The 12,677-nt window shown below is 67.7% G+C and carries 11 protein-coding genes; 3 read left to right on the top strand and 8 right to left on the bottom strand.

The window, feature by feature from the left end; genetic code table 11:
* The first annotated feature begins 187 nt into the window (after window positions 1–187).
* Complete coding sequence (locus tag HBE63_RS20045; protein WP_166906308.1) at window positions 188–2,221, top strand: acyltransferase family protein; 2,034 nt, start codon at window positions 188–190, stop codon at window positions 2,219–2,221.
* A 6-nt stretch (window positions 2,222–2,227) separates the two neighbouring features.
* On the opposite strand, the gene HBE63_RS20040 is transcribed toward HBE63_RS20045, so the two are convergent.
* Window positions 2,228–2,506, bottom strand: a complete 279-nt coding sequence (locus HBE63_RS20040; RefSeq protein ID WP_166906307.1) for a chorismate mutase — start codon at window positions 2,504–2,506, stop codon at window positions 2,228–2,230.
* A 35-nt stretch (window positions 2,507–2,541) separates the two neighbouring features.
* On the opposite strand from HBE63_RS20040, the gene pcrA reads away from it, so the two are divergent.
* Window positions 2,542–4,878: a DNA helicase PcrA gene (gene pcrA / locus HBE63_RS20035; RefSeq protein ID WP_166906306.1), complete on the top strand. Its 2,337-nt coding sequence runs from the start codon at window positions 2,542–2,544 to the stop codon at window positions 4,876–4,878.
* Here pcrA and HBE63_RS20030 read toward each other — a convergent pair.
* From HBE63_RS20030 to HBE63_RS20000, 7 genes are all read right to left on the bottom strand, one after another.
* Complete coding sequence (locus HBE63_RS20030; protein ID WP_166906305.1) at window positions 4,875–5,282, bottom strand: ferredoxin family protein; 408 nt, start codon at window positions 5,280–5,282, stop codon at window positions 4,875–4,877. The two genes, pcrA and HBE63_RS20030, sit on opposite strands and share 4 nt — an antisense overlap.
* On the bottom strand, window positions 5,279–6,868 hold the full coding sequence (locus HBE63_RS20025) for an FAD-dependent oxidoreductase (protein ID WP_166906304.1): 1,590 nt from the start codon (window positions 6,866–6,868) through the stop codon (window positions 5,279–5,281). The genes HBE63_RS20030 and HBE63_RS20025 overlap by 4 nt, the downstream gene beginning before the upstream one ends.
* Window positions 6,852–7,586, bottom strand: a complete 735-nt coding sequence (locus tag HBE63_RS20020) for an ABC transporter ATP-binding protein (protein ID WP_166906303.1) — start codon at window positions 7,584–7,586, stop codon at window positions 6,852–6,854. Before HBE63_RS20020 ends, HBE63_RS20025 begins: the two co-directional genes overlap by 17 nt.
* Complete coding sequence (locus HBE63_RS20015; protein ID WP_166906302.1) at window positions 7,583–8,479, bottom strand: ABC transporter permease; 897 nt, start codon at window positions 8,477–8,479, stop codon at window positions 7,583–7,585. The genes HBE63_RS20020 and HBE63_RS20015 overlap by 4 nt, the downstream gene beginning before the upstream one ends.
* Window positions 8,458–9,417 (bottom strand): ABC transporter substrate-binding protein, encoded by a 960-nt coding sequence (locus HBE63_RS20010; RefSeq protein WP_166906301.1) that lies wholly within the window; start codon window positions 9,415–9,417, stop codon window positions 8,458–8,460. The genes HBE63_RS20015 and HBE63_RS20010 overlap by 22 nt, the downstream gene beginning before the upstream one ends.
* A 132-nt stretch (window positions 9,418–9,549) precedes the next feature.
* Window positions 9,550–10,125 carry a hypothetical protein gene (locus HBE63_RS20005; RefSeq protein ID WP_208301170.1) on the bottom strand — a complete coding sequence of 192 codons (576 nt, stop codon included), beginning with the start codon at window positions 10,123–10,125 and terminating at the stop codon, window positions 9,550–9,552.
* Window positions 10,126–11,214 (bottom strand): M23 family metallopeptidase, encoded by a 1,089-nt coding sequence (locus HBE63_RS20000; protein ID WP_166906300.1) that lies wholly within the window; start codon window positions 11,212–11,214, stop codon window positions 10,126–10,128.
* A gap of 283 nt (window positions 11,215–11,497) precedes the next feature.
* Here HBE63_RS20000 and sucC point away from each other — a divergent pair, with 283 nt between their 5' ends.
* Window positions 11,498–12,661 carry an ADP-forming succinate--CoA ligase subunit beta gene (sucC, locus tag HBE63_RS19995; protein ID WP_166906299.1) on the top strand — a complete coding sequence of 388 codons (1,164 nt, stop codon included), beginning with the start codon at window positions 11,498–11,500 and terminating at the stop codon, window positions 12,659–12,661.
* Window positions 12,662–12,677: the final 16 nt, after the last annotated feature.

Below are 12,677 nucleotides of genomic sequence, written 5' to 3'. Positions count from 1 at the left end.
CGTCGGACTGAATAGTTCCGGCCACCGTGATTGCAAGACCGGCGAACAGACGCGCCGGTACCCGGAAAACGCGCGAACGGGGTACCGGCGCGTCTGTTCGCGAGGATTTTCCCGCCGCGCCTTCCCGATTCGGCGACCGGCGCCCCCTAAACTCTGGGGCTCGGACGCCAAGACGGGAGGGCATGACGTGACTGCGGCGCCGGTCCGTGCTGCCAGTCGTCGTCGGCGTGCCTCCATCCGGCGTGACATCCCGGCACTCGACGGCATCCGCGCGATCGCGGTGGCCCTGGTGCTGGCCGGCCACGGCGGGGTGCCGGGTGTGGCCGGAGGTTTCATCGGCGTCGACGTCTTCTTCGTGCTCAGCGGATTCCTGATCACCTCACTGCTGCTCGACGAGTTCCGCCGTACCGAGCGCATCGACCTCAAAGGCTTCTGGATCCGCCGGGCCAAGCGTCTGCTGCCGGCGATGGTGCTGATGACCTTGGCCGTCGTGATCGCCCGGCCGCTGTTCCCCTCCGAAGCGGTGACCTCGCTGCGCGAGGACGCGGTCGGGGCGTTCTTCTGGATGGCCAACTGGGTGTTCGTCGCAGCGGACACCGACTACTTCAGCCAGGGTGCCACTCCCTCGCCGTTGCAGCACACCTGGTCGCTGGCGGTCGAGGAGCAGTACTACCTGCTGTGGCCGTTGCTGGTGCTGGCCGCGGCGCTGCTGGTGCGTCGTTTCACGACGGACCGTCCGCACCCCCGTTTGATTGGCGCGACCCGCGCCGTGGTCTTCGTGCTGGCGGTACTTGGCGTGGTGGGCTCGGCCGTGGCGGCGATCCTGTTGTCCGGCGACGCCGCTGAGCTCAACCGCGTGTACTTCGGCACCGACACCCGGGCGCAGGCGCTGCTGATCGGTGCGGCTGCCGCGGCACTGCTGGTCCGTGACTGGTCGGCGCTGACGATGTCGGGCACGCTGATCCGCACCCGGTGGCGGCGCTGGGTCGCCTGGACGTTGCCGGTGATCGGTATCGCGGTGCTGGCGCTGGCCGCGCACCTGGCGACCGGCAGCGCCGACGAATTCCACCACGGGCTGCTGATCGTGGTGGCCGTGGGCGCCGTGCTCGTCGTCGCCCCCGTCGCACTGGACCAGGACGGCTACGTCGCCCGCGCGCTGGCCTGGTCCCCGCTGGTCACGCTCGGCGTCATCTCCTACGGCGTCTACCTGTGGCACTGGCCGATCTTCCTGATCCTCAACGGCGAACGCACCGGCCTGGCCGGCTGGTCACTGCTGGCGCTGCGGTGCGCAGTCACGATCGCGGTGTCGTGGGTGTCCTGGTGGGCGATCGAGCAGCCGGTCCGGCACTGGCGCCCTCAGCACGTCCCGATGCTGCGGCTGGCGGCGGCCACGGTGGCGACCGCCGCGGTGGTCACGATGGCGGTCGTCCCGGTCGGCGTCCCAACCCGCCCGGCGGGCCCGGACGTGATGGCCGCCGCGGCGTCCGAGCAGGACATCGGTGCGGAGCGGGCCGTCCCGGTGGGACCGGCGCCGGCGCTTCCGCCCGGCACGCGGAGCGTCGCGGTGTTCGGCGACTCGGTGGCGTGGACGTTGATGCGGTATCTGCCCGCCACACCGGGTTTTCATTTCAGCGATTACACGACCATCGGCTGCGGCATCGCCCGCGGCGGTCCGTACCGGTCAGCCGGGGAGACGCTGAACCAGAAGCCGGAGTGCGATTCCTGGCCGGAGCGCTGGGCCCAGCGGATCGCCCATGATCGTCCCGACACCGTGCTGCTGATGATCGGGCGCTGGGAGGTTGTGGACCGGACCTGGCACGGGCGGTGGATGCACGTCGGCAACGACGCTTACGACACCTATCTCAAAGGTGAGCTGCAGCGGGCGTTGGACATTCTCAGCGCGACCGGTGCCCGTGTAGTGGTGACCACGGCGCCGTACAACCGGCGCGGCGAGCGGTCGGATGGGACGCTGTACCCCGAGGATCAGCCGGGCCGGGTGCAGGCCTGGAACACCATGCTTCGCAGTGTGGTCGGACAACGGTCCAATGTGTCGGTGCTGGATTTCAACGACAAGCTCAACCCGGACGGCAAGTACACCGCGAAGATCAACGGGGTCCGGATGCGCAGCGACGGGGTGCACCCGACGTCCGAGGCGGTCCAGTGGCTGACGCCGTGGCTGCTCGACTCGCTCAAGATGCCGGCCAAACCGCCGGGGCGCTGAGCAGTTCTAGTGGCCCAGTCGGCCGCGGCCGAGCTGCAGCAGCAGGATGGCCAGGTCTTTGCCTTCGGGGCCGAGCACGCTGTAGCGCTCGATGACCTGCATCTCACGGTTGTGCACCAGCCGGGTGCCGCCGGAGGCCATCCGGGCCTTGCCGATCTCTTTGGAGACCTCGGCGCGGCGCTGCACGGCGGCCAGGATGGTGGCGTCGAGTTCGTCGATCTCGCGGCGCAGGTCATCGATGTCGGGCACGGTCTGATCGTCCCAGGCGGGCCCGTGCCAACGCAAAACTGTCCCCGGTCAGCGGTAGGTTTGGGGGCAATATGAGCATTACTCCCACCTTTCCGGCCGCCGTCGACGTAGACCACCTTCTCGACGGTCTCAACCCGCAACAGCGCCAAGCGGTGCTGCACGAGGGGTCGCCGCTGCTGATCGTCGCTGGGGCCGGGTCGGGCAAGACGGCGGTGCTGACCAGGCGTATCGCCTATCTGCTTGCCGCGCGCGACGTCGGGGTGGGGCAGATCCTGGCCATCACCTTCACCAACAAGGCCGCCGCCGAGATGCGGGAACGCGTGGTCCAGCTGGTCGGCCCGCGGGCCCGCAACATGTGGGTTTCGACGTTCCACTCCACCTGCGTACGCATCCTGCGCAACCAGGCATCGCTGGTGCCGGGCCTGAACTCCAACTTCTCGATCTACGACTCCGACGATTCGCGGCGCCTGCTGATGATGATCGGCAAGGACATGGGGTTGGACACCAAGCGGTATTCGCCGCGGCTGCTGGCCAACGGGATCTCCAATCTCAAGAACGAGCTGATCGGTCCCGAGCAGGCGGCAGCCGAGGCCTCGGAGGCGGCTGAGGAGATGGCCGGCATCGTCGCCCAGGTCTACGGCGAGTATCAGCGCAGGCTGCGTGCGGCCAATGCCCTGGACTTCGACGATCTGATCGGTGAGACGGTCGGCATCCTGCAGGCCTTCCCGCAGATCGCCCAGTACTACCGGCGCCGCTTCCGCCACATCCTGGTCGACGAGTACCAGGACACCAACCATGCGCAGTACATGTTCGTGCGGGAGTTGGTCGGACACCACCTCGACGAGAACGACGGGGTGGCGGCATCGGAACTGTGCGTGGTGGGTGATGCCGATCAGTCCATCTACGCGTTCCGCGGTGCGACGATCCGCAACATCGAGGACTTCGAGCGCGACTACCCGGACGCGACGACCATCCTGCTGGAGCAGAACTACCGCTCAACCCAGACCATCCTGAACGCGGCCAACTCGGTGATCGCCCGCAACACGGGCCGCCGGGAGAAGCGGCTGTGGACCGAGGAAGGCGAGGGTGAGCTCATCGTCGGCTATGTCGCCGACAACGAGCACGACGAGGCCCGCTTCGTCGCGGAGGAGATCGACGCGCTGGCCGACCGCGAGGGCGTGAAATACGGTGACGTCGCGGTCTTCTACCGCACCAACAACTCCTCGCGCGCGCTGGAGGAAGTGTTCATCCGTGCCGGTATCCCGTACAAGGTCGTCGGCGGGGTGCGGTTCTATGAGCGTCGCGAGATCCGCGACATCGTCGCCTACCTGCGGGTGCTGGACAATCCGGGTGACGCGGTGAGCATGCGCCGCATCCTCAACACCCCGCGCCGCGGCATCGGCGACCGGGCCGAGGCCTGCGTTGCGGTGTACGCCGAGAACGCCGGGGGCAGCTTCAACGACGCGTTGCAGGCCGCCGCCGAAGGACGGGTGCCGATGCTCAACTCCCGCTCGGAGAAGGCCATCGCCTCGTTTGTCCAGATGCTGGACCAGCTGCGTGGCAAGCTCGATGACGAGCTGGGCGATCTGGTCGAGGCCGTGCTGGAACGGACCGGCTACCGCCGTGAGCTGGAGGCCTCCAGCGATCCGCAGGATCTGGCCCGGTTGGACAACCTCAACGAATTGGTCAGCGTTGCACACGAATTCAGCACCGACCTGGCCAATGCCCAGGCTCTGGCAGAACAGGGCGAGGGGGAGCCGGTCGACGAGGACATCCCCGACACCGGGGTGCTGGCCCAGTTCTTGGAGCGGGTGTCACTGGTGGCCGACGCCGACGAGATCCCCGAAGACGGCGCGGGCGTGGTGACGATGATGACGCTGCACACGGCCAAGGGGCTGGAGTTCCCGGCGGTGTTCGTCACCGGCTGGGAGGACGGCATGTTCCCGCACATGCGGGCATTGGGCGATCCCAACGAGTTGTCCGAGGAACGCCGGCTGGCCTACGTCGGCATCACGCGGGCCCGTAAGCGCCTCTACTTGAGCCGGGCCAAGGTGCGGTCGTCGTGGGGGCAGCCCATGCTCAACCCGGAATCGCGGTTCCTGCGGGAGATTCCGGAGGACCTGATCAACTGGCGGCGTATCGAGCAGCCGTCGTCGTCGCTCAGTGCCCCGGTCGGGAATGCCGGCCGCTACGGATCGCCGCGCCCGTCGCCATCACGGCCGGCGCCCGCCCGCAACCGTCCGGTGATCACGCTGGAGCCCGGCGACCGGGTCACTCACGACAAGTACGGCCTGGGTCGCGTCGAGGAAGTCTCGGGCATGGGAGAAACGGCGATGTCACTGATCGACTTCGGCAGTGCGGGCCGCGTCAAGCTCATGCACAATCACGCACCGGTGCAAAAGCTCTAGCCCGCAGGGTGATTCCAGGGCCCGTCGGCCAACACCGCCGGGGCGCTCAGCCGCGGCTCCGCCAGGGGCGGAATGGTGGACAGCACGGGATTCTGGTCGAGGCGGGACCCGGGGGACCGGCCTCGGCCCCAGCCGACCATCTCCCGGTAGCCGCCGAGCAGCCCTGCGGCGCTGACCGCGGATTCGGACGCGTGCGCGCTGTCGGCGCCGACGGGTGCGGAGACCGGGGAGACGTAGAGCGCATCGGTGGGGCAGTAGGCCTCGCACATGAAGCAGGTCTGGCAATCGGACTGGCGGGCGATCACCGGTACCCCGTCGGCGCCCCGATCGAAGACGTCGGTGGGGCACACCTTGACGCAGACGTCGCACTTGATGCATGCGGTCGGGCTGACGATCTCGATCACGCTACGGCCTCCGAGGAGATGAGCTGTGGGGCAACGGGATCAGGTGCGGTCCACAATTCGTCGAGACCGCCGACGAGGATGCGGTGCTCGTAGCGATGATCCGATTCGGGCAGGTCTTCGCGACGGTGCAGGCCGCGGGTTTCGGGCCGGGCCAGGGATGCCGCGGTGATCCACCGCGCCGCGGCCACCATGGCCACCGCCTGGCGTTGCTTGTAGACATCCCGCGCCGCCACCGGGGCCAGGCCGTCGGCGATGTCGCGCCACACCGTTTCGAGCACATCGGCCGACTCATGAAGCCGCTCAGCCGATTTCAGATAGCTACGCTGCGGCGGCAGGACATGCGACTGGGCCACGGCGACCACCTCCTCGACGGTGGGCGCGCCGGGGCGTGACGGCCGGGTGGACGGTGTCGTAGCCGGGTGGAGCCGTCGGGTGCGGCTGAACTCTGCGGCGCCCCGGCCGGCGAACGTTCCCGAGGCGATCGCCCAGGAGCCGTTGCGGCTGCCGCCGCCGGAGAGTGACCCGGTGATGAGCTCGCGGGTCGCGGCATCGCCTGCCGCATACAGTCCGGGAACCGTCGTCGCGCAATCCGGCCCGACCAGTCGCAGGCCACCGGTACCCCGCACCGAGCCCTCGTAGACCATCCGGACCGGGTAGGCCGTGGTGAATGGGTCGATGCCGGCCTTGTCCAGCGGCAGGAAGTAGTTCGGCTGAGCGTCACGCATGGTCTGGCGGAGGTGTTCGGGGGCGCGGTCGAGCCGGGCGAACACCCGCTCGCCGCGGGTCAGTGCCAGCTGTGCGTCCTGGCGTCCGCTCAGCCCACGCTGGGTGGTGAACGGTCGGCCGTGCTCGTCGTAGAAGCTGCCCCACTGCAGCATTCGGCCCTTGGTGTGTACGCCCCATTCGGGGGCCAGTGCATAGGCGGTGCAGAACTCCATGCCCGACAGATGCGCGCCGAGTTCGGCGGCCATCAGCAGACCCTCGCCCGTGTCGACGTTGGTGCCGAAGGTTCCGGACAGGAAGGCGGTTCCGCCGGTGGCCAGCACGACGGCACCGGCGGTGATCTGCCAGAGCCGGCCGTCGTCCTGGCGGGCGATGCCGGTGGCGCCGGTGACGACGCCGTCGCGGTCGGCGGTCAGCTGCAGCGCCGGGTGGTGGTCGAGGATGAGCACTCCACTGCGATGAGCCTTGCGGCGCATCCGGCGCATGTACTCCGGACCTTGCAGACTGCTGCGCATCTCCCGGCCGTCAGCGCCCACCGGAAACGGGTACCCCCATTCGGAGAGCTGCTCGAGCCGGTCCCACGAGGTGGCCAGCACCCGGAACATCCACTCGGAGTCGGTGATCCGTCCTGCGGCCAGCTCACGTTCGCGCACCGTATCCTCGCGCCGCGGCCCAGGCCCGATCGCCCACAGGTTGTTGCCGCCGGCGGCCGTCGCCCCGCTGGTACCGCAATAGCCCTTGTCCACCAGGACGACCCGGGCGCCGGATTCGGTGGCGGAGATGGCGGCCCAAGCGGCTGCTGGACCGCCGCCGATCACCAGGACGTCGGTGCTCAGTAGACCGGAGTCAGTGAGAGCGGTCATGGCCTACTTCCTCTCGGACGCCGAGTTCGGCCAGCAGCGCGCGGCGCAGATCGTCGAAACCGTCGTCGCTGCGGGTGCGGGGGAAGGGCAACTCGACGCGACGGTCCAGGGATACCCGTCCGTCGGAGAGCACCACCACCCGGTCGGCCAGCAGGATCGCCTCGTCGACGTCATGGGTGACGTGCAGGACCGCCATGTGCCTGCGGGACCACAGTTCGTGCAGCAGGCCGTACATCTTGAGCCGGGTGAGCGCGTCGAGTGCGCCGAACGGCTCGTCGAGCAGCAACAGGTCAGGTTCGCGGACCAGAGCGCGGGCCAGGGAAACCCGTTGCGCCTCACCGCCGGACAGCGACAACGGCCACGCTCGCGTCTTGTCGGCCAGGCCTACCTCTTCGAGCGCGGACCGCCCACGCGCGGTTCGGCTGGGGGCGTCGGGTCCGGCGTCGGGCAGTGCGAAGGTCACGTTGGCCAGGGCGCGCCGCCACGGCAGCAGCCGCGGGTTCTGGAACACCACCGCCCGCGATCGGGGCACCTTCACCGAGCCGGCGACCTGACCGTCAAGGCCGGCCAGCACCCGCAGCAGGGTGCTCTTGCCCGAACCCGACCGCCCCAGCATCGCGACGAATTCGCCGTCCTCGATCTGCAGTTCGAGATCTTTGAGGACCTGCTGATCACCGAAGGCCCGGGTGAGGCCGTGCACGTCGACGACGGTGCTCATGCCGGCGCTCCCAGACCCTCGAACCCGTTGCGCCAGGACAACAGAAGTCGTTCCAGCACCCGGACCAGCGTGTAGGACAGCAGACCTGCCACCGCGTAGATGACGATCACCAGCAGCGAGACGTCGAACTGCAGGTTGGTCTGGGCTCGTGACATCAGGTAGCCGATGCCCTGGGTGGTGTTGATCATCTCGGCGAAGATCAGGCTCAGCCACGCACTGGAGAGGCCCAGCCGCAGGCCGACCAGGAAATTCGGCATCGCCCCGGGCAGGATCACCTGCGAGATGAGGGTCCGCCGCGAAGCTTCCAAAGTCTGCGCCATCTCCACGAGTTGCCGGTCCACACCGCGGATTCCGGAATAGGTGTTGATGTAGATCGCGATCGCCACGCCCGTGGTGATCAACACGATCTTGGGGCCTTCACCGATGCCCATCCAGATGATCAGCAGTGGGGTCAATGCGAAATTCGGTACCGCCTTGAGGATCTGCATCGTCCAGTCGAGCAGGTCCTCACCGGTGCGCGTGAGCCCGGCGAGGACCGCGAGCGCGACGCCGATGACGATGCCCAGCACCGTGCCGGTGAGTACCCGGATGGCCGAGGCGCCGACATGGGTGGCGAGTTGTCCGTCGCCGAGCAGCCGCCACGCGGTGGCCGCCACCTCGGTAGGGGGTGGGAAGAGGTCGGTGTTGAGGAGACCCGTCGTCGAGCCGATGGTCCAGGCCGCCAGGATCAGTGCTGGGCTCACCAGCCGGCGCACCGGCCGGGGAATGCGGGCCCACAGGCCTTTTCGCCGTTCGCGGCCGCCGACCACCTCGATGAGTTCGGGCTGGGTGGCCGGGGGCCGGACGGCGGTGGCGATACTCGCTGCCGCGGTCACGACTTCGCCCCGGCCCATTCCCGGACCGAATATTCGTTGTCGAACGACCCGTCGGCGTTGAGGAACTTGTAGGCGGCTTCGAGTTGGTCCACACCGACCTGGGGGAACGGTTCGGTATTGAATTCGTCGGCTTGCGTGGACTTCTGGACGAACGTCAGGTCGGTGTCGTCGGTTTTCGCGACCCAGGCCAGGTAGTCGCCGAAGTTCTCGGTGATGTCGCGGTTGACGGCGGTGACGGCCTGTTGCCAGGCGCCGATGAACTCCGGATGGGCGTCGGTGAACGAGGTGAGGGCAATGTTGGTGCCGGTGCTGCCGAACCCGTGCCGCGACAGGCTGTCGATGATCGGGAAGCCCTTGGATTCCAGCTCGGCTGCGCTGGCGCCGGTCAGGATGGCCGCATCGATCTTGCCCGAACTCAGCCCGGCGATGGACTCGGGTGTCGGGACGTCGCGCACGTGGATCTGGCCGCCCAGACCCGCGGCGTCGATGAGTTGGCGGGCGGCGCGGTCGCGGATGGTGCCTTGCGGGGCGGTGATGTCCTTGCCGACCAGACCCTTGATGTCGGTGGGCCCGCCCTTGGCGCCCACCAGCCAGGCGTCGCCGTTGATCGAATCAAGCGACAGCAGAACCACTTTCGGGTCGCGGCTGCGGGCCCGCAGGGCGGGGTTGTCGCCGATGGCGGCGACGTCGATGGCGCCGGCGAACAGGGCCGAGGCGACGTCGCTGCCGGACTGGAAGAACGAGTATTCGATCTTGCCGACCCCGGCGGATTTCAGCTGTTCGGTGAGGATGCCCTGCCGGTCGCCCCAGCCCAGCGAGCCCGCGGGAGTCCCGGTCACCGACGTCGCGCCGACACGCAGGGTGTAGCCCTCGGCGTTGTCGTCGTTGCTGCTGCAGGAGATTGCCGCGGTGACGAGGGTGAGCGCAAATGCGGTGCGCAACAGGCGGTTGAACATGGAGCGGGCCTCCGAAGGGTGTCATTGCGTGAACACACACGCGAATCCGCCCCAGTAGACTCCGGGCCCCGATTTTGGGTCGACGGTTTGGCTCAGCTTGACTGGAAGGTCCCTGTGAGGCAGGCCGGGCACTTATCGGCGCGCACTCCAGCGCGCGGTCGAGGGCAACACGGTGAACACAATGGTGGCCAAGGGTAGGGCCGGCATCGCGTAGACGACGGGATGCAGTCTGGCCCCGGCGATGAACAGGCTGCCGAAGATCAGCAGGCCGATGACCGCGCCGACGACGACCAGCAGCCGGCCCATCCGGCGCCTCAGCAACAATGCAACGAGTCCACCGATGGTTGCTGCAGCGGAGATCGCCGCCAGGAAACCGATGGCCACACAGAACAATCGGTCGGTGCGCCACCAGCCGGCAATCAGATCGGTGGCGATGACGCCGGTGGCCCAGCCGCTGAGGATGGCCGACGTGGCCGCCGCGATGGCCATGCGCGGGTTGGCACCCGCCGAGGGGTGGGGGACGATCATCGGCCGGGCACGGGGCACATAGCTCGTATTGGCGTCGTCGTCCGCGGGGCCGATCAGGCTGGTCTGCGGCTCCGCACTACCCGCGGTGGGAATGGCGCCAGTGGGATGACGCCGAATGATGCGGGTGCGGTCGTCGTCTTCGTCCGGGTGATCGGCTGGTATCTGACCGTCGTCACTCACTCAGCCAACATAGCTGCCGAGGCTGAGGCCTCGCTTGGACAGCCACGGCACCGGATCGATGCGGCTGGTGCCGTTCTGCAGAACCTCGAAATGCAGGTGAGGGCCGGTGGAGTAGCCCCGATTTCCCACGGTGGCGATCTGATCCCCGGCCATCACCCGGTCGCCCACGCTGACGAGCCACGTGTTGATGTGACCGTAGAGGGTGACGGTGCCGTCGGAGTGGCGCAGCTTGACCCACGCGCCGTAGCCGGCGGTCGGGCCCGAGGCGATGACGACGCCGTCGGAGACGGCCACGATCGGGGTGCCGATCGGGCTCGCGAGGTCGACGCCTGCGTGCAGCACGCCCCAGCGGTAGCCGAAGTTCGAGGTCCAGACGTAACCCTTGGTGGGCATGACGAACAGCGGGCGCGACAGCCGGGCCTCGCGTTCAGCGCGTTCCTGGGCGAAGGCGGCGGCCTTCGTGATCTCTTCGGCGTGCACCGAGGTGTCGGCGTTCGAGGAGACCGAGACGATCTGCATGCCGTCCACCGAACCGGTGACGGAGGCGCCTTCGATGTGATTGCCCTCGGAGGCCAGGATCGTGTCGTCAGCGTTGGTCTCGGTGGGGTTACCCAGCGAGTAGGCGCCGGCGGCAGTGGCACCCGCGGCCATGGCGGCGATCATCAGGCGGCTCTTGACGGCCCCGGCGTGCTCCTTGCGGTGGGCACCGCGCCGGCCGGACAGGTTGATCACGTCGGTGGCGGCCACGCCGTCGCTCACGTCGGTGTGGCTGTCCCGGTACGCGTAACGGGAGCCGCGCTCATCGTCGGCCTCGGGGCGGAAGCGTGACGGGACGGCGAGGCGGACGGGCACCAGATCGTCGGTGTCGTTTAGATCGTCGAGTTCCGGGGCATGGATAACGCCGGGTTCGTGATCGTCAGATCCGCGCTCATCCTGGTCGAAGTGGTCATCGAACGCTTCGAAGGCGCTGAACGGGATGACATCCGTGACCTCGGCGGCGTCCAGCTCAACAGGCGAAACGGGCCGTCTGTGGCGGCGCGCGTTCGTCGGCACCCCTTGCGGGGCTGCGGACGAACGATGCTGCGGCAAGACTCGAGAATCCTTCTTCGTCGTGACCTGAACGTTATCTGGACCAGAGGCACGTTAACCAAATCCAAATGATGGTGGCAACTTATGGGTCTATTCCGCGCCGGAATGTGATCCGTATCACCTCCCATGGGCGGTGAGATCTACCACATGAGCCGGAGGCGATGCTAACCCATCACTCAGTGGTGGATAAAGTGCCAGCGGGCCCGTCAGAGGTAGCGGACCGGGCAGCTTCGAATCGTGTTCGAAGCCCCAAGCAGACAGACAACGCCTATCTAGGAAGCACATGGATCTCTTCGAATATCAGGCAAAAGAGCTGTTCGCCAAGCACAACGTCCCTACGACCCCGGGCCGCGTGACCGACTCGGCCGAGGACGCCAAGGCGATCGCCACCGAAATCGGCAAGCCCGTGATGATCAAGGCACAGGTCAAGGTCGGCGGCCGCGGCAAGGCCGGTGGCGTGAAGTACGCAGCCACCCCCGATGACGCCCTCGAGCACGCGACCAACATCCTCGGTCTCGACATCAAGGGCCACGTCGTCAAAAAGTTGCTGGTTGCCGAGGCGAGCGACATCGCCGAGGAGTACTACATCTCGTTCCTGCTCGATCGTTCCAACCGCACTTACCTGGCCATGTGCTCGGTTGAAGGCGGCATGGAGATCGAGGAAGTCGCCGCGACCAAGCCCGAGCGGCTCGCCAAGGTTCCCGTCGACGCCGTCAAGGGTGTCGACCTGGCCTTCGCCCGCTCGATCGCCGAGCAGGGTCACCTGCCCGCCGAGGTGCTCGACGCTGCAGCAGTGACCATTCAGAAGCTGTGGGAGGTGTTCGTTGGTGAGGACGCCACCCTGGTTGAGGTCAACCCGCTGGTGCGCACGCCCGACGATCAGATCCTGGCCCTGGACGGCAAGGTCACCCTGGACGCCAACGCCGACTTCCGGCAGCCCGGCCACGCCGAGTTCGAGGACAAGGACGCCACCGATCCCCTCGAGCTCAAGGCCAAGGAGAACGACCTCAACTACGTCAAGCTCGACGGCGAGGTCGGCATCATCGGTAACGGTGCCGGTCTGGTCATGTCGACGCTGGACGTGGTCGCCTACGCGGGCGAGAAGCACGGCGGCGTGAAGCCCGCCAACTTCCTCGACATCGGCGGCGGCGCTTCGGCTGAGGTCATGGCCAACGGCCTCGACGTCATCCTGAATGACAGCCAGGTCAAGAGCGTGTTCGTCAACGTGTTCGGCGGCATCACCGCCTGTGACGCGGTGGCCAACGGCATCGTCGGCGCGCTGAAGAAGCTCGGTGACGAGGCCAACAAGCCGCTCGTCGTCCGCCTGGATGGCAACAACGTCGAAGAGGGCCGCCGGATTCTCGCCGAGGCCAACCATCCCCTGGTTGTCCAGGCCGAGACCATGGACTCCGGCGCCGACAAGGCCGCCGAGCTGGCGAACAAGTAATTAAGGATTCATGACC

The sequence above is a fragment of the Mycobacterium sp. DL440 genome (assembly GCF_011745145.1).
Classification (GTDB): domain Bacteria; phylum Actinomycetota; class Actinomycetes; order Mycobacteriales; family Mycobacteriaceae; genus Mycobacterium.
This window is presented reverse-complemented; position numbering and strand designations above follow the sequence as displayed.